This window comes from Oceanimonas marisflavi (genome assembly GCF_003049725.1).
In the GTDB taxonomy this organism is placed as follows: Bacteria; Pseudomonadota; Gammaproteobacteria; order Enterobacterales; family Aeromonadaceae; genus Oceanimonas; species Oceanimonas marisflavi.
The window spans coordinates 1-18,197 of record NZ_QAGM01000017.1 but is presented as its reverse complement, the minus strand read 5'-3'; the positions used below and the strand labels follow the sequence as shown (position 1 = coordinate 18,197).

The window sequence follows — 18,197 nt, the reverse complement described above, 5'->3', positions numbered from 1 at the left end:
CTTAACCCCCGAGATGGCGCAAATAGGGATTTGACTGAGGCGGATACCATTTTTCCAGCAGATCCCGGGAGCGCTGCAGCTCGTTTTGCCAGGTGTTTTCATTTACCACCACCGGGCGCAGCATGATCACCAGCTCGCTTTTCCGGTTACCGGTTTTCTGGTTTTTAAACAACTGACCGATCACCGGTATCTCACTGAGAACCGGCAGACCAGACTCACTGCTGAGCTGCTTTTCCTGCATCAGGCCCCCGATAATAATCACTTCACCGGAGCGGGCCTCCACTATGGTATCCGACTCCCGAATGGTGCTGCTGGCCAGCGGCAGTGCCACCGACTGACCTTCTCCAAACTGAATCACCTTGGTCACATCCGTCACTTCGCTGACCGACGGGTGAATATGCAGCAATACCCGGTTGTCCTCGGCAATCTGGGGCGTCACATCCAGCGATATGCCCGAAAAGAACGGGGTCAGCTCAATGTCGGGCGTGGTTTCGCTGGTGGCGCTGTTGGTGGTGGTGGTCAGTGAAAAATCGGTCACAAAATACTCGTCGGTGCCCACCTTGATCACCGCCTTCTGGTTATTGCTGGTGGTTACCCTGGGGTTGGACAGGGTATTCACCTCCCCCTGGGTTCTTAGCATGTTGACCACCACGCTGAAGTCTCCGTCGCTGAAGGTAAACACCTGATCCACGTAAGACTGCAGTGAGCCGCCGGCACTGAGCAGGGTCGCCACGGGATTGAGCAGGCCACCGCGGTCACCGGCAACACTGCCGGCATCGGCTCCCCGGCTGATATGCTGCCAGTCGATTCCCTGCTCATAACCGTCGTTCAGCTCCACTTCCACAATGCGCGCTTCCAGGATCACCTGACGCTTGAGCTGACGTTCGGCACGGGCAAGAAAGTCTTCCACCAGCGCCAGCTCGTCGGGGGCGGCGCGCACCGTGATCAGCCCGGCCTGGGGGTTGGTCACCACCACCCGGCCCTGTTCATCGCCAATCAGCCGGCCCAGGGCGCTTTCCAGATCGGCCCAGAAATCATTGCTCGACTCGGTGTTAATGCGGGTGGCGCTGCCCTCGCCACCGCTGCCTTCACCATTGGCCAGGCTGCTGCCACTGATGGCGGTCTGCGACCGGCCATTGCGGGACAGCATCAGGTAGTTCACGTTAAAGGTCCGGCTGCGCACGCCATTGGCAAACACCTGATACACCCCGTTACGGTGTTCAATGCCGTAGCCATAAAGGCTGGAAATGGCCTCCAGTATTTCCGGCAGGGTCACCCGGCGCAGGTTCAGGGTAATGGTGCCGTTTACCTCCGGATGCACCGCAATGCTCACATTATGCTGGCTGCCAAGGGCGGCAAAAAACTCACGGGCGTCCACCTCCCGGGCCGATACGTCAAACCGGCGCAGGGGTGCCGCCGGCGGCACACTCAGCGGACGACGACTGCCCAGCAACTCCTGCTCTACCGCCACCGGCACGGGGTCGGGCCGGGTCTGCAGAGCCTCATCCAGCGCCTGCCTGGGCAGAGAGCCGTCGGGAGCGTGCACACAGGCGGTCAGGCCGGCAGACAGCAGCGCCAGGGCCAGAGGTCGTATCGTCCGTTTCATGGGGTTTCCGTGTTGTCAAAGAAGGGGAACAAGGACAGGGTCAGGCCTTTTCCCTGCCGTTCGAGCATCACCTGCCCGTCGCTAATGCGCACCAGCCGGTAGGCGCCTATGGTGTCGCCCGGCACATAGCGCCGGCCGTCAAGAATGGCGCTGGGCTGACCATCTCCGCTAAAAGTCGCCTGCAACCGGGGCTCGGCCGGGACATCGTCCATCTGCTGCTGGCTCTGCCCGGTGGCGCTCGGTGCCGGGGCGGCAAGGGGCCGGGTGGGATCCTGCAGGCTGCCGGCAGCACTCAGCAGGGTAAACAGCAAGGCGCTGGCATTAACCACGAAGAAGCTCCTTGTTTTGACTGATGGTAAAAAACTCCAGCCGAATATGGCCGGTGGGATAGGCTTCAAGCTCAAAGCTCAGGCTGTTCCAGAAAATACGCCCGCTCAGGCTTTCAAGGCGCTTTGCATAGTCGAGCAACTGCAGGTAACTGCCGCTGAGCTCCAGCGCCAGGCCATGACGATAAAGCCGCTGGCCGCCTTCCCGGCTTTGGGCCATTTCCTCGGCGGGCAGGTTGGTCAGCCCCAGCAGGGTCAGACCACTGCCCTGCTCCAGCACCGAGAGCAGCAGCCCGGCCATCTGCTCCGGCCCCACCAGCGAGCGCATGCGCTGATCCACATTGCTGTTGAGCCGGCTGAGCTGGCGGTTAAGCCGTTCAATGCGCGGGCCCTGATCGTTTGCCTTCAGCTCGTCAACACGACGATAAAATTCGTTGATAAGCTCCTGCTGCCCGATCAGCTGCTTTTCAAGACGCCGGTGTTCGGCCTGAAGTTGCTCACCCGTGGCCTGCACGCTTTGCTCAAACAGCACCAGCCCCAGCCAGCCCGCCAGTGCCCAGCCGGCCGCAATCAGCAACCCGCGTTCGCGTCTGGGCCGGGCCATAAAGCCGCTGTTTAACTGCTCAAGGCGCTGTTTCATTGCGTCATTCCATCGCTGTGCAGGCTGAAGTTCAGGCCACCGGTGTCGGTGCGGTAAATATTGAACTTGCCAAATTCCCGCCGGGTCAGGCTTGGGTACCCGTCAAACCCCAGGATCCAGGCCGGCACCGCAGCGGCATCGCTGGCCTGGCCGGTCAGGGTCATGGCCTGGCCCTGTAATTGCACGCTGGTCAGCGACACTCTGCTCCAGGGCACCCGGGCCAGATCCTCCAGCGTACTGGCATAAGACACCAGCTGCTCCCGGCTCAGCAGGCCCAGCAGCTGACGGCGGGTGCGAATATCCCGTTCCAGCCGCAGCCGCTCGCCGTCATCCTGGCTCCCGTTCAGCAGCGCCACACTTTGCTGCAACTGGGCCACATTGCTCTGTGCCGCCGCCAGCTGCTGCTGCAGCCTGCGATTGTCCGCCGCCAGACGATGGTTATCAAGGTTTTGCCAGGCAAAGGCCGCTCCCCACAGCAGCGCCATCACCACCAGGCCCAGCACAAACTGACGCAGGGTGGGAATATCCCGCACCGGCCTGATCGAGGCCTGGTAAAACTCAATACGCGTTTTCACGACGCCCCCTGCAGAATGCCAAGAGCCGGCAGGCTGACCGGCGACAGGTGCTCGTTGCTGAGCGACTCCGCCTGAATGCTGAACACCTGGCTGATGGCGGTTTGCACCGCCGGCGTCACCTGCCGGGGCAGGGCCAGAAACCACTGCTCCGGTGCATTCAGCCTGAGCTGACCGGTGGCGTAGTCGATGCTGCGCTGCAGTTCCAGCAGCAGGTTGTCGAACACGAACTGATCCGCCGCCATGGTCTCGTCATCCAGCGCCTGAAAGCCACGAATGGTACGGGAAAAATGCCACTGGCGCTGATGAATAAAGGTCATGGTCAGCTCCTGCCCCGGTACCTTGTGCAGCACCAGGCCGCGCTGCTCCGGCGCCAGCAGGTTGCACATGGCCAGCTCGTCGATGCCCATGGTTTCAATCTCGCACAGGGGCGACACCGCCCTCGCCAGCTCTGCCAGCCGGGTGCGCTGGCTGTAATAGACGGCAATGCGATCCGTGCCCTGAGGGCCCGGTGGCAGATCGATATAGTCAAACAGCAGCTGCTCCACCGGTTCATCCACCAGCTCACGCATACACCAGGGCAGCGCCTGGGCCAGCTCTTCATCGGGCATGGCCGGCTTGTCGAGCTGCACCTGACGCCAGTACTGCCGGCCCAGGGCCAGCCGCAGCCGTCGTCCCTGCCAGTGCTGCTCTTCCACCAGCGCCGCCAGCGCGGCGGCAGGACGCTCGCCACTGATCAGCGGTCTTTCCACCACCTGCTGCGGATACTGCTCTTCCACACCATAAAGGGCGCTCTGGGTCAGGTACACCCCCACGGCGGTACTGCCTGGAGCAGATTTAAACCATTTGAACATGCAGGCCCTTTGTTCCGGAAACACCCAAAAAAAACCAGTATAAACAGTTGAAACCGTTTATTAAACAGAGGCTTGTATAAAACAAAAGCAACACTTGGTGCACACTTGAAAAGCCGGGTTCATAGATAACGCAGGGTCAGGTACACCACCACCGGGATAATCACCACCGCCATGACGTTGCCCAGCAACACAATGCTGGCCATTTTATCGGGCTGGCAGCGATATTGCTCGCACAACAGGTAATTAAGCACCGCCGGGGGCAGCATCACCGACAGCGCCAGCAGCTGCAGCCACTCGTTAGTCAGCGGCAGCCACCAGGCCACCAGCACAAAAGACACGGCGCCCGCCAGCAGGTAGAGAATGTTCACACGAAAGGCCAGCCCCAGATTGCCCACTTCCCCTACCGACAGCCGTACTCCCAGGGCAAACAGCATCAGCGGCACCGCCATCTGTCCCAGCAGATCGGCGCTGGTATAGACAAAGTCGGGCAACAGGGATTTGTGATCCGCCAGCAACACGCCGGCCAGCGCCGCCCACACAATGGGGTTTTTCAGCCACTGCCAGCGACCGGCCTCGCGGGAAAGAATAAACAGCCCCAGGGAAAAGTGCAGCAGGTTGGACAGCACAAAAAGAATGATAATGGCGCCCAGCTGCTCCTCGCCGTAGGCCAGCATCATCAGCGGAATGCCAATATTGCCGGTGTTGCGGAACATGCCCGCCAGCACCAGGGTACGGCGTTCCAGCCCCTGAAAACGAAACAGGCCCAGCAGCAGGCCCGGCAGGGTAATGCACAGCACGCCGGCCAGGATCAGCGGCCAGCTGTCTGCCAGGGACACCGGGTTGTGAATAAGGGCGGAAAACACCAGTGCCGGGCAAAACACCGCCACGTTGGCCAGGTTGACAAAGCCCATGTCCGGATTGCGCTGGCGGCGGCCAAAGATATATCCCACCGCCACCACGGCAAACACCGGCAGCACAATGTTGAGCAAAGTGAGCAGCATAAAATGAAGAAAGCCAAAAAACGGCCATAGTGCGTCTTTTGGCTTTCAGTGTCCAGATGCGGGGGCAATCCGCATGCATGGCGGGCAGGCTGCCCTCATTCGGGGACAGGACCCGCGCTCCGGTATCAGCCGTAGCGGCTGAAATCCAGGCCGTTGCTGTCGATGTCCGGCTGATTGCCGGAGATCAGATCGGCAATCAGTTTGCCGGAGCCCGCACCCATGGTCCAGCCCAGGGTGCCGTGGCCGGTGTTCAGCCACAGATTCTTGTAGCGGGTGCCCCCGATGATGGGCGTGCCGTCCGGAGTCATGGGGCGGAAACCGGTCCAGAACTCGGCCTCATCCACCTTGCCGCCTTTCGGGAACAGGCTGCTCACCGAGTGGGCAATGGTCTCCCGGCGGGCAGCGGGCAGATCCTTGTTAAAATCGGCCAGTTCGGCGGTACCGGCGGCGCGAATACGATTGTCGAAGCGGGTAATGGCCACCTTGTAAGTCTCATCCATAATGGTGGACTGGGGCGCGTCCTCATCCTTGTTGACTTCAATGGTCAGGGAGTAGCCCTTCACCGGGTAAATGGGCAGGCTGATCCCCAGCGGGGTCAGCAGGAAAGGCGAATAACTGCCCATGCATACCAGCACCTGATCGGCGGTTTCCAGGCCGTGATCGGTCTGCACACCGCGAATCTCGTCGCCATCACGCACCAGCGCCTTGATCTCGGTATTGAACTTGAATACCACGCCCTTTTCCTGACATTTCTTTACCAGCGCCTTGGTAAACAGGTTGCAGTCACCGGTCTGATCGTCCGGAAAATGCAGTCCGCCCACCAGTTTTTCTTTCACCCGGGCCAGCGCCGGCTCACGGGCAATACATTCTTCCACGCTGAGCATGGCGTGGTTAACGTTGAATTCCTGCAGCACCCTGATGTCCTTGGCGGCATCGTCTATCTGCTTCTGGGTGCGGAACACCTGCAGCAGGCCTTTTTTACGTCCTTCAAAGGGCAGCCCCAGCTCGTTTTGCAGGGCGTTGATGCACTGACGGCTGTACTCCGACACCCGCACCATGCGCGACTTGTTAATGCCGTAGGATTTTTCATTGCAGTTGGCCAGCATCGACAGCATAAACTTCCACTGTGCCGGATTGGTGCCGGGGCGCACCTTAAGCGGTGCGTGGGACTGGAACATCCACTTCATGGCCTTGACCGGAATACCGGGTGCGGCCCAGGGGGAAGACATGCCAAAGGAAAGCTGGCCGGCATTGGCAAAACTGGTTTCTTCGGCTGCATCGGGCTGGCGATCCAGCACCACCACCTCATGCCCCTGACAAGCCAGATACCAGGCGCTGGTTACGCCGACAACACCACTACCAAGAACCAATACTTTCATAACACTCCCCTATCAAGATGCCTGTTGCACGAGAATATCATCTAAAAAACGGGAAAGATCCAGCGAGATTAATCACAAAAAAATACGGCGGCCAGCCTGCTTGCCGGCCTGCAGAAGGGCGGGTCTGACGGGGATTACAGGTTAGTCTGCGGGGAGTTTACACCTGAAAATAAAATTCCATAAATTTTAAAAAAATCAGAATTTAAAACCAGCAAGAAACAAGCTGTGACGAGCATCACAAATCGGGTATATCAGCCACTTTCATGACGCTCCAGCGCCCTGTCGAGCTCTTTTTGCAGTACCGTCAGCCGGGCATGAGGCAGTGCTTCTCCCTGACCGGGCCAGACCAGAGCCCCTTCAGCCTGCCGGGCCAGCGCGATTTCACCGGCCGCGCCGGCGCATTGCGCCAGCTCACTCAGTAACTGGCCGGCTTCAGCCCAGTTATGCTCTGCCTGAGCGGCCTGCAGCAGCCACAACTGATCCCGGCACTCCAGCAGACTGGCCACGGCTTCCCCGCTCGGCTTCACTGCCGCGGAAGCCTGCTCGGGTACAGGTGCCACCGGCATCTCTGTCGCCGGTCTGCCACACAGCTCCATCAAAGCCTGGTAGAGCTCGGTGCTGCTGACCGGCTTGGAAACATAGGTGTTCATGCCCGACTCCAGGCTGTTTTCCCGGTCGCTGCGCATGGCGCTGGCGGTCAGGGCAATAATGGGCACATCATGATGATGCTGCAGCCGGCGGATCTGGCGGGTCGCCTCAAGGCCGTCAAGAATAGGCATCTGCAAATCCATCAGAATGGCGTCAAAAGGCTGACGGGTGACCTGTTCCACCGCCTGACGTCCGTTATCGGCCAGGGTAACCCTGACCCCGACCCGGCCGAGGTATTCCACGATCAGCTGCTGGTTAAGCCGGTTGTCTTCCGCCAGCAGCACATGGCAGCCCGCCAGCCGCTGCCGGTAAAAACGGTTATCGGCGTCCATGTGTCCGGCCTGCTCTGGTGCCGGCTGCGGGTTAAGGACGGAGGCCAGGCACTCAGACAGCCGGTTCCAGGTCACCGGCTTGGAGACATAATGTTCAATGCCAAGGGCGCGCATGCGCGCTGCCGGCCGATCCCGGCCAAAGGCACTGACCACCACAATCGACAGCGCATCGAAACAGGGCTGCTGCCGAATAAAGCGGGCCAGATCCATGCCATTCTCCCGGCCCAGACAACAGTCGATCAGGGCCAGTTGCAGCTCGGGGCCACGCTGGTGCAGCAGGGCTTTGGCCGACTCAATGTTCATGGCGGTATACACCACAAACCCGGCACGGGTCAGCATGCTGCTCATCACTTCCAGCGCATCAGCGTTGTCATCAACCACCAGCACCCTGCACCCCGGCTCAAACACCGGCTCCGTTACCGGCCAGCTGTCAGTGGCCGGACGCAGCGGCAAATGTACGGTGAACACCGAGCCCTGGCCCGCCACACTGCTGACCTGAATATTGCCTCCCATCAGCTCAACCAGGTGCCGGCAGATGCTGAGGCCCAGCCCGCTGCCACCATATTTGCGGGTGGTGCTGGCGTCCACCTGGCTGAAGGACCGGAACAGCAGCTCCTGCTGCTCGGGCATGATGCCAATACCGGTATCGCGCACTTCAAAGCACAGCCGGGGCTCGCTTTCATCCGTCACCGAGATATTCAGCACCACCTCGCCCCGCTCGGTGAATTTGAGCGCATTGCTGACCAGGTTGGTCAGCACCTGACCCAGCCGCAGCGGGTCTCCCTGCAGGCGATCCGGCACATTGGCCGCCTTGTTGATAATGACTTCGAGCTGCTTCTGCTCCGACATATCGGCAAACAGGCCGGCCAGGCGTTCCAGCTGCTCGTTCAGGTCAAAACCAATGTCCTCCAGCTCCAGCTTGCCGGCTTCCACCTTGGTCAGATCGAGAATGTCATTGATGAGCAACAGCAAATTGTCGGAAGACAGCCGAATTTTTGACAGATAATCACTCTGGCGGGCATCGAGGGGCGTTTGCTGCAGCAAGGATACAAACCCGATCACCGCATTCATGGGAGTACGGATTTCATGACTCATGTTGGCCAGAAAATCGGTTTTTGCCTGGGCCAGGCTGCGGGCGCTTTCACTGGCCTGACGCCATTTGCGATTATTGAGATACAGGGCGCCGCCCACCGCACACAACAACCCCAGCACCAGCATCATGGCCAGTGCCAGCAAGCGGTCGCGACTCTGGTCGGTGCGTGAGCGCCAGCCGGAAATCCAGTCATAAAAGTCGCCGATATTGGTGGCGGCAAAGCGGTGACGCAGACCGATCAGCTGGTGCAGGTTGGCCGTATAAATATCATGGGCATACAGGGCCTCATCCAGCGCCTGCGCCGGCACATCCTGCTGCCTGAGCAAGGCCACTTCCCGCTCCAGCTCGCGCACAAACAACGGATTGGTGGTGTACAGATAAAGCCGGCTGTCCCGCAACAAGGCCTGCAGATCCGGATCGGTGTCAGCCTGGGGAACCCGCGCCAGCGCATCTCCAAACACGGCCAGGCTGTGGCGGGCGTGCAGCTCCGCCTCCTGCAGCTGCTGCAGGGTTTTAAGATATTCATCCGGTTGATGCTCGCCGGCCAGGCCAAGCATATCCGCCTGACGTACATGCTCCCTGAACCGGGACAACAGCACGCTGAGCTGACGCACCTTGTCATCCAGCAACGCCACGCCTTCCGCATCGGGCATCATCACCCGGTGATGAATATGATACAGCTCATCCACAACAGGCCCGGCGTAGCGCAGCAGCTGACGGCCGTTTTCATACTGGCGGTAAAGGCCAACCCCCTGTATCAGCAAGATCAGCACCACCACCAGCAGCGGCAGCAACCAGCCTCGCTTGTGAAAACGAATACCGGGTTTTGTCATACCCATCATCAATCCTTGCTCCTGGCCGCCGTCACACACAGATCCAAAAGAGCACATACTATCATTACCGCGCAGCGGGTGCTGCTGCGGCCTCAACAAAGCAAAAAGCCGCTGACTGGCAGCGGCTTGTTTGTCGAGGCGCATTCCCTGCGATTATTGTTGCCAGAACGGCTTGCTGATCTCCTGGTAGCGATCGGACTCGTTCAGACCAATATCCTTCAGCAGATGAGGGGGCAGCTCTGCCAGCTCACGACGGGTGCGGCTGCGACGCAGCCAGAGACCAAGGGTAGCCAGCAGGCCGGCCGAATGGGTGGCGGGTTGGTGTCCGGCGGCAGGCCGGGAAGAATAATGGACAGTGTTCATATCGCGCCTCCTGTGTGAATGCGGGCACAGCATAGGCAGCGCCCCGGACGCACTCAACCGACTTTTCTTTGGTGGCAAAATAAAAAAAACTAATGGCAAATGACGCACACCAGGTAAGAAAACAACTTGTTAACCCTTGTTTTTCAGGCAGGCAACCTTGCGCCGGCCTGCCGATGCATAAGAAAATCTGATGGAAGTATAGTTAGCTTTATTTTGTGAATTTTTATGCGAAAAACACGAGTTTGTGCTTGTAAATAACGGCCATGTCGCCAGTAAACACTGCATAATTCTCAATCCGCCTTGTTACCTGCCGGAATGGGTAGGCACCGACAGTTTTTATCAAAATGCAAAAAACACGATTTCGCTGCCCCGCCGCGATAACAAAGAGAATAACACCAGATTAACAATATAAAGTTATAAATAATTCCAACTTTCAACCACAACACCCCCACATGTAAGGCATAAACAACTAAAACCAGCAGATCGGCGCGTTGATTTTGCCGCTGCCTGCCCCTACCCTGCGCCCGGCAAAACTATCCTGTAGTTATATTTTCCTACTTACGAGGCATCGTTATGAAACGAGAACAATGGGGTTCTCGCACCGGCTTTATCCTGGCGGCGGTCGGCTCTGCCGTTGGCCTGGGTAACATCTGGCGCTTCCCCTACATGGCTTACGAGAACGGCGGTGGCGCCTTCTTCATTCCCTATCTGTTTGCCATGCTGACCGCCGGCATTCCCTTTATGATCCTGGAGTTTACCCTGGGTCAGAAATACCGTGCCGGCGCCCCCGGCATTCTGCGCCGGCTGAACCACCGCTTTGAATGGCTGGGCTGGTTTCAGGTGATGATCTGTGCCGTGATCGCCTTCTATTATGTGGTGGTCATCGCCTGGGCCATGTCCTATGTCTGGTTTGCCCTGGATCAGAGCTGGGGCGACGACAGCAACGCCTTCTTCTTTGGTGAATTCCTGGGCCTGGGTGACAACTCTCCATCCAACCTGGGCGGCATTCAGACACACCTGCTGCTGCCGCTGGTACTGGCCTGGGCCGCCAGCTTCTTTGCCACCTTCCGGGGCGTGAAGGGCGGCATTGAGAAAATCAACAAGGTGCTGATGCCACTGCTGTTTGTGCTGGTGCTGCTGTTAATCGGCCGCATCGCCTTCCTGCCCGGTGCGCTGAACGGCATTAACTGGCTGCTGGAGCCCGATTTCAGCAAGATCTGGGATCTCAAGGTATGGTCTGCCGCCTACGGCCAGATCTTCTTCACCCTGAGTGTGGGCTTTGCCATCATGCTGTCTTACGCCAGCTATCTGCCGGAAAAGTCCGACATCAACAACAACGCCTTTATGACGGTGCTGATGAACTGCGGTTTCTCCATGCTGGCCGGCATCATGATCTTTGGCGCCCTGGGTTACATGGCTCAGGCTCAGGACAAGGCGCTGACCGACGTGGTCAGCTCGGGGGTGGGCCTGGCCTTTGTCACCCTGCCCACCGCCATCAACCTGCTGCCCGCCCCCGGCGTAATGGGTCCCATGTTCTTCCTGGCGCTGGTGTTTGCCGGGATCAGCTCGCACATTTCCATCGCCGAAGCGGTCACCACCGGCCTGATGGGCAAAACCGGCTGGAGCCGGCAGAAAACCGCCACCATCTTCTGTGGCACCGGCTTTGTAGTCAGCCTGCTGTTTATTACCGAAGGCGGCCTGCTGTTGCTGGATCTGGTGGATCACTTTATCAACAACATGGCGCTGCTGGGCTCCTGTCTGCTTGAGCTGTTCCTGGTGGGCTGGCTGTGCAAGCTGTCCGACTACCAGAAACGGGCCAATGAACTGTCGGAGTTTACCATCGGCATCTGGTGGCAGCTGTGCATCAAGTTCCTGTCCATCGCCATGCTGGCGGTGATCCTGTTCAACAACATCGCCGGGGCCTTTAAGGAGAACTACGGCGGCTACAGCGATAACGAAATTCTGTTTATCGGCTGGGGCATGATTGCGGTGATGCTGGTGGTGGCCATCATTATCAACGCCAGCAGCAAACAGGAGGTGAAAGCATGAGCACCGGCGCCATTATCATGATGCTGATAGGACTTGGCATTACCTGGGGCGGAGCCGCCCTGTGCATTCGCCGGGCCATGAAGGCCAGGCAGTAAAATAAAAGGGGTCGGAGTCATTTTAGAAAAACGACTCCGACCCCTTTTTTTAGTTTTTGGGTTGCACAAAGCGCCGGGACGGATCGATCAGCACATCGTCGTTCATGAATTCGCGGCCCAGCAACACCGGATACAGCATACGGGTGCGATCCTTGAGGGTGAACTCCACTTCCTTCTCCAGATCGCCCACCTGCACCGGCAGCAGGATCACCGGCCGGCGATCCGCCTTTTTGCTGTTGGCCTGGCGAATTCTCACATAACGGCTGAGGGGCGCTTCCAGACGAGATGAATGACGGTCGTGAAGAAAGCGAAACCGAATCCAGGTTTTACCTTCCCGCTCAAACTCTTCAATGTCGGTGGCCGATATCGACGAGGTCTTGGCACCGGAATCAACCCGCGCCTTGACACTGTCTTCCAGCGCCGGCAACCACAACCACTCCACACGACCCAATAACCATTTATTATCTATTTTCACACTCTCACCACTTGCCGCCTGGGCCACAGCACCAGGGAGCAATAAACACATCAACCAGATTACCTGTAACACCCGTTTCATCGGCACTCCTCGTGCGTCAGCCATTGTCGCCATCATTTTACTCAAGCACACAGCGGCGGGAATATGGCCGCCACATAAAATATGCTGAACTTTTACCACAGCCAGGCGTATGCTTGGCGGTTTTTATGCCGACGGACTACCGATGAACTGGGATCCCGATTTTACCACGCGCAACGCCATTCTCGGCCAGCTGACCGGCCTGGTGGCATTTAAAACCCCCGACTGGCCGGACATGGCCGGTCTGAACCAGCAGCTGGCCGCTCAGGGGCCGGTGCGCTTTATCGATGATGCAGCCTTTGCAGCCCTGAACTGCTATTACGAAGAAGCGGTGGCACAGGGCCAGGTGCCCACCCGCTCCGCCAACTGGCACGACTTTTTCGGTGCCGTGATCTGGCACCTGTTTCCTCAAACCAAAACCCTGCTGAACCGGCTGCACATGGAGCACATTGCCGAATTCGGCGCCCGCAAGCGCACGCCGCGCCGGGACAGGGTCACCCATTTCGACGAGTGCGGCCTGGTGCTGGCCGTGCCCGAAGGAGACGACATTGGGGCCCTGTTGCAGGCTCACGACTGGCAAACCCTGTTTCTCGAGCGGCGGGCCCGCTGGGGTCACCACTGGCAACCCTTCGTGTTTGGCCATGCCCTCTACGAGCAGGCGCTGAGCCCCTTTATCGGCCTGACCGCCAAGGCGGTGGTAGTGCCCATGCCCGACGATTTTTTTGAGCGCCCGCGAGCCGGACAATATCCCGAGCTTGACCGGCGCCTGTGTGAACAACTGCAGGCCTGCGCCCTGTTCGATCAACCCAGACCGCTGCGGCCGTTGCCACTGCTGGGCATTCCCGGCTGGTGGCCCGCCAGCGAAGCGCCTGAATTTTACAACAATACCGACTATTTCCGCCCACGCCGGCAAAGGTGAATTGCCACCGTTTTTTGCATACACTTGGCGCCCTTGTCATTGAGAGGATGATGTTATGTCCGGGCACGATCCCGTTTATGATGCACAATTCAAGTCCCGCTACCTGCACCCGCGCTACTGGCCGACCTGGCTGTCGCTGGCCACACTGTGGCTGCTGGCCTGGCTGCCGGTGCGCCTGCGCGATGCCTTTGCCGGTGCCTTTGCGCCCCTGCTGGTGAAGTTCGCCAAAAAGCAGTGCTACATTGCCCGCACCAATATTCGGCTGTGTTTTCCCGAACTCTCCGAGGCCGACGTGGAAGCCATGCTGCTGCACTCCGTCCGCACCGGACTGATGACGTTTTTTGCCTATGGCGAATGGACCGCCCGCAGCCCCGATTACCTGCAGAGCCGCTTCAAGGTGCATGGCCAGGCGCATATCGACGCCTGCCTGGCCGACGACAGGCAGATTATCTTTATGATCCCCCACACCTGGGCCATCGACGCCGGCGGACTCTATCTGACCTCTCTGGGCATGCCCATGTGCACCATGATGCACAGCGCCAAAAACGAGTTATTTGACTGGTTTATCAACCGCCAGCGGACTCGTTTTAACGGCATCGTCTACGAGCGGGACGCCGGCATTAAGGCGGTGATTAAAACCATTCGCGACGGCAAGCATTTCTTCTATCTGCCGGATCAGGATCACGGCCGCGAAGCCAGCATTTTTGTGCCCTTTTTCGCCGAAATGAAGGCCACCCTGCCGGCCCTGCCCAAGCTGGTGAAACTGACCGGTGCCCGGGTGCTGCCGGTGCTGAGCGTGTACAACACAGAAGAACATCGCTATGAGCTGATCATTCGCCCGCCCATGGAGCCTTACCCCACCGCGGATCTCACCGCCGATACCCGGGCCATGAACGCCGAAATTGAAACCCTGCTCGGCGACTGGCCCGAGCAGTACATGTGGTTCCTGAAATACTTTCAGACTCAGGTAGACAGCCGGGAAGGCCGCTACGAGGCCGGCATTCGCAGAATAAGGGGACGCTGATGGACTGGCTGCACTACGCAGGGCTGGTGTGCCTTGGCCTGCTGATCCTATGGGCGGTGGCCAAGGCTGACGACTGGATTGCCACACGGGAAAAGCGGGACTAGGGAATAGGGAGTAGGGAATCGAATCCCTATTCCCCAATCCCTAATCCCCGTTTTTAAGCCGGAAACAGCAGAAACTTGGCGCCGACCAGCAGCAAAAATACCGCAAAGGCACGTTTGAGCACGGCCGCCGACAGCTTGTGAGCCAGAATGGCGCCCACCCGGGCAAAAGGCACACTGGCCACACTGATGCCGATCAACGCCGGCAGATACACATAGCCCCAGGCTTCAGCCGGCAGGTTGTCGTGCTCCAGACCGTGCACCACATAGCTGAGTGCGCCCACCAGGGCGATGGGAAAACCGCAGGCCGACGACACCGCCACCGCCCGCTGCATGGGCACCGAGCACCAGCTTAAAAACGGCACCGTCAGCGAGCCGCCACCAATACCGAAAATGCCCGAGGCCCAGCCAATAAAGCCGCCCATGGCCACCTGCACCGGCTTGCCCGGCAAGCGGCCACTGCCTTTCGGCATCAGGTTGAACAGCATCTGCGCCGCCATCAGCCAGGCGAACAGGCCAATCACCCGCTGCAGCTGCAGCCCCGACATTTTGTCCGCGGTATAGCCGCCCAGCCAGGCACCGACCACGATGCCCGCCGACAGCATGGCCGCCAGCTTCCAGTCGATGGCCCGGCGCTGATGATGGGTGTGAATGGCACTGAGGGAGGTAAACATGATGGTGGCCAGCGAGGTGCCCACCGCAATATGGGCCACCAGCTCACCGCCTATCCCCAGAAGGTTAAAGCTGAAGATCAGCACCGGCACAATAATCAGGCCACCGCCCACACCAAACAGCCCCGCCAGGGTGCCGGCAAAGGCTCCCAGCACCATGTACATCAACCAAATCATTTCGGCTCCCTGAAAATAAAAAAAGACCCAATAAGCTACCCAAGCCGGGAGAAAAGGAAAAGGGGAGAATGTAATTTATCTCAATCTCATTAAAGAATGAGGCTTGAATGCAATGGTTGAAAACAGGGCTGTGTTTACCACCCGCCGGCCTTCAGCGTACCGGGTAAATACCGTATTGTTCTCCGTGTGCCCGAATATCCCGCATCAGCAGCGCTTTTTCTTCCGGAGACAGCCAGCAGGCTTCCACCCCGTTCAGCGCCAGTTGCAGCAATTCGGCATCACTCATGCCCAGTCCGCGCTGCAGAGCCAGATAATTGGCGTTCATATAGCCGCCGAAATAGGCCGGATCGTCCGAGTTCACGGTCACGCACAGGCCCGCCTGCAGCAGCCTTGCCATGGGATGATCGGCCATCGAATTCACCACCTTGAGTTTCAGGTTCGACAACGGGCACACGGTCAGCGGAATACGCGCTTCGGCCAGTTCGTCCATCAGTGCCGGATCCTCAATGGCCGCCACCCCGTGATCGATGCGCTCTACCTGCAATAACGCCAGCGCATCCCGAATATATTGTGGTGGCCCTTCTTCCCCGGCATGAGCCACCAGCCGGTAGCCCTGCTCCCGGGCCAGGGCATATACCCGCCGGAACTTCTCGGGAGGGTTGCCTTTTTCGGCGGAATCCAGGCCCACCCCGGTCAGAAAGGGGTGAAACGGCTCGGCCTGACGCAGGGTTTCTATGGCCGACTCTTCCGGCAGGTGACGCAAAAAGGACATGATCAGCCGGCTGCTCATGCCCCATTCATGCCTGGCCTGCTCCAGCGCCCGGTGAATGCCGGTGATCACCACCGAAAAGGGCACGCCCCTGTCGGTGTGGGCCTGAGGGTCAAAAAAGATTTCGGTATGACGCACATGCTCGCCGTGTGCCCGCTGCAGATAGGCATACGTCATGTCGAAAAAGTCCTGCTCGGTCTGCAACACGCTCATGCCCGCGTAATAAATATCCAGGAACGACTGCAGATCGTGAAAGTCGTACGCCGCCCGCAGGGCACTTTCATCGGCGTAATTCAGGGTGATACCATTGCGCCGGGCCAGGGCAAACACCAGCTCCGGCTCCAGTGAGCCTTCAATGTGAAGGTGCAGTTCCACCTTCGGCAGTTGCTCGATAAATGCAGACATGGCACCTCTCCTTAATGCTGCCGGCTTGTTACTAAAGATAACAAAGAATCGCTCACCACCTAAGATTCACATGGCGCTCAAAGAGAAAACCGTGATCTGCCCATGGCAAAGGGAGTACAAAACATGACCACCCTGTTCAAACGCCTGCTCGGCTGGCTGGCCGTGCTGCTGATACTGATGCCCCTGGCGCTGACCCTGGTGTATCGTTTTGTGCCGGTGCCGATCACCCCGCTGATGGTGATCCGGTTGTTTGAGGGAGAAAGCCTGCACAAGGACTGGCAACCCGCCCCGCGTATTTCAAAGCAGCTTAAAATGGCGGTGATCGCCGCCGAAGACAACAAGTTCTGCCGTCATCGCGGCTTTGACTGGGAAGCCTTCGGCGATGTGCTGAGCGAAGCCGCCGACGGCGGCCGCCTGCGGGGCGGCAGCACCATCAGCATGCAGACCGCCAAAAACCTCTATCTGTGGCCGGGGCGCAGCTATACCCGCAAGGGGCTGGAAGCGCTTTATACCCCCATGCTGGAGCTGCTGCTGAGCAAGGAACGCATTCTCACCCTCTATCTCAATATTGCCGAGTTCGGCCCCGGCATCTACGGCGCCGAGGCGGCGGCCCGGGCCTGGTTCAATACCTCTGCCGCCAGTCTCAGCCGCCACCAGGCTTCGCTGCTGGCGGCCGTGCTGCCCAACCCCCGCCGTTTCTCCGCCGGCCGCCCTTCCGCCTATGTGCAGCAGCGGGCGGTGGCCATTTCCCGGCGCATCAATGCCCTGGGTGGCTGGCTCGATTGCATTGAACCATCATAAAAACCTTAACGCTGTCATGAGTCTGTCATATTCTGGCAACAGAGTGTGAACCAGGCCGGCAAGCACACCGGTACAAGGAGAGCCAATGAATAAAAACAACCTTATATGCGATATCGACGGCGTTATTCTGCACAATAACGATCTCATTCCCGGTGCCGATGCCTTTGTACGCCGGGTGCTGGAGCAAAACATCAACCTGCTGTTTCTCACCAACTACCCGGCACAGACTCCGAAAGATCTGCAAAACCGCTTCTACTCCGCCGGCATAGAAGTGCCGGAACGCTGTTTTTACACGTCCGCCATGGCCACCGCCGACTTTCTCAAACGCCAGAGCGGCGAAAAGGCCTATGTCATCGGTGAAGGGGCGCTGATCCACGAGCTCTACAAGGCCGGCTTTACCATTACCGATATCGACCCCGATTTTGTGGTGGTGGGCGAAACCCGCAACTACAACTGGAGCATGATCCAGATGGCCGCCCGCTTTGTGGCCGACGGCGCCCGCTTTATTGCCACCAACCCCGACACTCACGGCCCCCAGATGCACCCGGCCTGTGGCGCCCTCTGTGCCCCCATTGAGCGCATGACCGGCAAAAAGCCGTTTTACGTGGGCAAGCCCAGCGCCTGGATAGTACGCGCCGCCCTCAACCACATGGACGCCCATTCCGAAAATACCCTGATCGTGGGCGACAACCTGCGCACCGACATTCTCGCCGGCTTTCAGGCCGGGCTGGAAACCGTGCTGGTGCTCACCGGTGTGAGCCAGGTGGCGGATATCGACAAAATGCCGTTCCGGCCCCAGCATATCTACAGTTCGGTGAACGACATCGACCTGTTCTGATCCACATGCGGGGATGAAAACCAGGGTGAACGCATGAGCGCTTAGTTTTCAATCAATTTTGAAATTCCTGCTTTTAGCACCTTTTCAAGATGGTCGGTTTTCATCCAGCACCTTCTTTGTTTGCCAACAATACTCAATTTGGTGGGCT

The 18,197-nt window shown here is 58.9% G+C and carries 18 protein-coding genes; 6 read left to right on the top strand and 12 right to left on the bottom strand.

What is annotated here, in order from left to right; translation table 11 throughout:
• Position 1: 1 nt before the first annotated feature.
• The 9 genes from mshL to DA373_RS11255 form a co-directional block, all read right to left on the bottom strand.
• On the bottom strand, positions 2 to 1,606 hold the full coding sequence (gene mshL, locus DA373_RS11295) for a pilus (MSHA type) biogenesis protein MshL (RefSeq protein WP_107852420.1): 1,605 nt from the start codon (positions 1,604 to 1,606) through the stop codon (positions 2 to 4).
• Positions 1,603 to 1,935 carry an MSHA biogenesis protein MshK gene (locus DA373_RS11290; protein ID WP_107852419.1) on the bottom strand — a complete coding sequence of 111 codons (333 nt, stop codon included), beginning with the start codon at positions 1,933 to 1,935 and terminating at the stop codon, positions 1,603 to 1,605. Before DA373_RS11290 ends, mshL begins: the two co-directional genes overlap by 4 nt.
• Positions 1,928 to 2,572: an MSHA biogenesis protein MshJ gene (locus DA373_RS11285; RefSeq protein ID WP_107852418.1), complete on the bottom strand. Its 645-nt coding sequence runs from the start codon at positions 2,570 to 2,572 to the stop codon at positions 1,928 to 1,930. Before DA373_RS11285 ends, DA373_RS11290 begins: the two co-directional genes overlap by 8 nt.
• Entirely contained in the window at positions 2,569 to 3,147 is a 579-nt protein-coding gene (locus tag DA373_RS11280; protein WP_107852417.1) for a PilN domain-containing protein, read from the bottom strand. Before DA373_RS11280 ends, DA373_RS11285 begins: the two co-directional genes overlap by 4 nt.
• A complete protein-coding gene (locus tag DA373_RS11275; RefSeq protein ID WP_107852416.1) occupies positions 3,144 to 3,998 on the bottom strand; it encodes an MSHA biogenesis protein MshI in 855 nt (284 codons plus the stop codon). Before DA373_RS11275 ends, DA373_RS11280 begins: the two co-directional genes overlap by 4 nt.
• A gap of 119 nt (positions 3,999 to 4,117) precedes the next feature.
• Positions 4,118 to 4,999, bottom strand: coding sequence for an AEC family transporter (locus tag DA373_RS11270; protein WP_107852415.1), 882 nt, complete (start codon positions 4,997 to 4,999; stop codon positions 4,118 to 4,120).
• 125 nt (positions 5,000 to 5,124) lie between these two features.
• Positions 5,125 to 6,378: a D-amino acid dehydrogenase gene (locus DA373_RS11265; protein ID WP_107852414.1), complete on the bottom strand. Its 1,254-nt coding sequence runs from the start codon at positions 6,376 to 6,378 to the stop codon at positions 5,125 to 5,127.
• A 251-nt stretch (positions 6,379 to 6,629) separates the two neighbouring features.
• On the bottom strand, positions 6,630 to 9,284 hold the full coding sequence (locus DA373_RS11260; RefSeq protein WP_232821264.1) for a response regulator: 2,655 nt from the start codon (positions 9,282 to 9,284) through the stop codon (positions 6,630 to 6,632).
• A gap of 153 nt (positions 9,285 to 9,437) precedes the next feature.
• Complete coding sequence (locus tag DA373_RS11255; protein WP_107852412.1) at positions 9,438 to 9,647, bottom strand: DUF1127 domain-containing protein; 210 nt, start codon at positions 9,645 to 9,647, stop codon at positions 9,438 to 9,440.
• A 573-nt stretch (positions 9,648 to 10,220) separates the two neighbouring features.
• Between DA373_RS11255 and DA373_RS11250 the strand changes: the two genes are divergently transcribed.
• Positions 10,221 to 11,696, top strand: coding sequence for a sodium-dependent transporter (locus DA373_RS11250; RefSeq protein ID WP_107852411.1), 1,476 nt, complete (start codon positions 10,221 to 10,223; stop codon positions 11,694 to 11,696).
• The gene (locus DA373_RS11245; RefSeq protein WP_107852410.1) at positions 11,693 to 11,791 is read left to right on the top strand and encodes a MetS family NSS transporter small subunit; all 99 of its coding nucleotides are present in this window, start codon (positions 11,693 to 11,695) and stop codon (positions 11,789 to 11,791) included. The genes DA373_RS11250 and DA373_RS11245 overlap by 4 nt, the downstream gene beginning before the upstream one ends.
• Before the next feature lie 49 nt (positions 11,792 to 11,840).
• On the opposite strand, the gene DA373_RS11240 is transcribed toward DA373_RS11245, so the two are convergent.
• Complete coding sequence (locus tag DA373_RS11240; RefSeq protein WP_232821263.1) at positions 11,841 to 12,266, bottom strand: ATP-dependent zinc protease family protein; 426 nt, start codon at positions 12,264 to 12,266, stop codon at positions 11,841 to 11,843.
• A 223-nt stretch (positions 12,267 to 12,489) separates the two neighbouring features.
• Here DA373_RS11240 and DA373_RS11235 point away from each other — a divergent pair, with 223 nt between their 5' ends.
• Positions 12,490 to 13,263, top strand: coding sequence for a DUF3025 domain-containing protein (locus tag DA373_RS11235; protein ID WP_107852408.1), 774 nt, complete (start codon positions 12,490 to 12,492; stop codon positions 13,261 to 13,263).
• 55 nt (positions 13,264 to 13,318) lie between these two features.
• Positions 13,319 to 14,287: a lauroyl-Kdo(2)-lipid IV(A) myristoyltransferase gene (gene lpxM / locus DA373_RS11230; RefSeq protein ID WP_107852407.1), complete on the top strand. Its 969-nt coding sequence runs from the start codon at positions 13,319 to 13,321 to the stop codon at positions 14,285 to 14,287.
• Between the two features lie 157 nt (positions 14,288 to 14,444).
• On the opposite strand, the gene DA373_RS11225 is transcribed toward lpxM, so the two are convergent.
• Both DA373_RS11225 and DA373_RS11220 read right to left on the bottom strand, forming a co-directional pair.
• On the bottom strand, positions 14,445 to 15,236 hold the full coding sequence (locus DA373_RS11225; protein ID WP_107852406.1) for a sulfite exporter TauE/SafE family protein: 792 nt from the start codon (positions 15,234 to 15,236) through the stop codon (positions 14,445 to 14,447).
• Between the two features lie 151 nt (positions 15,237 to 15,387).
• The gene (locus DA373_RS11220) at positions 15,388 to 16,410 is read right to left on the bottom strand and encodes an adenosine deaminase (protein ID WP_107852405.1); all 1,023 of its coding nucleotides are present in this window, start codon (positions 16,408 to 16,410) and stop codon (positions 15,388 to 15,390) included.
• 123 nt (positions 16,411 to 16,533) lie between these two features.
• Here DA373_RS11220 and mtgA point away from each other — a divergent pair, with 123 nt between their 5' ends.
• Positions 16,534 to 17,211: a monofunctional biosynthetic peptidoglycan transglycosylase gene (gene mtgA / locus DA373_RS11215; protein ID WP_107852404.1), complete on the top strand. Its 678-nt coding sequence runs from the start codon at positions 16,534 to 16,536 to the stop codon at positions 17,209 to 17,211.
• A gap of 85 nt (positions 17,212 to 17,296) precedes the next feature.
• Positions 17,297 to 18,049, top strand: a complete 753-nt coding sequence (locus DA373_RS11210; protein WP_107852403.1) for an HAD-IIA family hydrolase — start codon at positions 17,297 to 17,299, stop codon at positions 18,047 to 18,049.
• Positions 18,050 to 18,197 lie beyond the last annotated feature (148 nt).

What these genes read in the sequence shown, in the direction of transcription:
- DA373_RS11255 (WP_107852412.1), bottom strand. Translation starts at nt 9,647, where the DNA reads ATGAACACTGTCCATTATTCTTCCCGGCCTGCCGCCGGACACCAACCC.
- DA373_RS11275 (WP_107852416.1), bottom strand. Translation starts at nt 3,998, where the DNA reads ATGTTCAAATGGTTTAAATCTGCTCCAGGCAGTACCGCCGTGGGGGTG.
- DA373_RS11260 (WP_232821264.1), bottom strand. Translation starts at nt 9,284, where the DNA reads ATGACAAAACCCGGTATTCGTTTTCACAAGCGAGGCTGGTTGCTGCCG.
- DA373_RS11225 (WP_107852406.1), bottom strand. Translation starts at nt 15,236, where the DNA reads ATGATTTGGTTGATGTACATGGTGCTGGGAGCCTTTGCCGGCACCCTG.
- DA373_RS11220 (WP_107852405.1), bottom strand. Translation starts at nt 16,410, where the DNA reads ATGTCTGCATTTATCGAGCAACTGCCGAAGGTGGAACTGCACCTTCAC.
- DA373_RS11265 (WP_107852414.1), bottom strand. Translation starts at nt 6,378, where the DNA reads ATGAAAGTATTGGTTCTTGGTAGTGGTGTTGTCGGCGTAACCAGCGCC.
- DA373_RS11210 (WP_107852403.1), top strand. Translation starts at nt 17,297, where the DNA reads ATGAATAAAAACAACCTTATATGCGATATCGACGGCGTTATTCTGCAC.
- mshL (WP_107852420.1), bottom strand. Translation starts at nt 1,606, where the DNA reads ATGAAACGGACGATACGACCTCTGGCCCTGGCGCTGCTGTCTGCCGGC.
- lpxM (WP_107852407.1), top strand. Translation starts at nt 13,319, where the DNA reads ATGTCCGGGCACGATCCCGTTTATGATGCACAATTCAAGTCCCGCTAC.
- DA373_RS11235 (WP_107852408.1), top strand. Translation starts at nt 12,490, where the DNA reads ATGAACTGGGATCCCGATTTTACCACGCGCAACGCCATTCTCGGCCAG.
- DA373_RS11250 (WP_107852411.1), top strand. Translation starts at nt 10,221, where the DNA reads ATGAAACGAGAACAATGGGGTTCTCGCACCGGCTTTATCCTGGCGGCG.
- DA373_RS11270 (WP_107852415.1), bottom strand. Translation starts at nt 4,999, where the DNA reads ATGCTGCTCACTTTGCTCAACATTGTGCTGCCGGTGTTTGCCGTGGTG.
- DA373_RS11285 (WP_107852418.1), bottom strand. Translation starts at nt 2,572, where the DNA reads ATGAAACAGCGCCTTGAGCAGTTAAACAGCGGCTTTATGGCCCGGCCC.
- mtgA (WP_107852404.1), top strand. Translation starts at nt 16,534, where the DNA reads ATGACCACCCTGTTCAAACGCCTGCTCGGCTGGCTGGCCGTGCTGCTG.
- DA373_RS11245 (WP_107852410.1), top strand. Translation starts at nt 11,693, where the DNA reads ATGAGCACCGGCGCCATTATCATGATGCTGATAGGACTTGGCATTACC.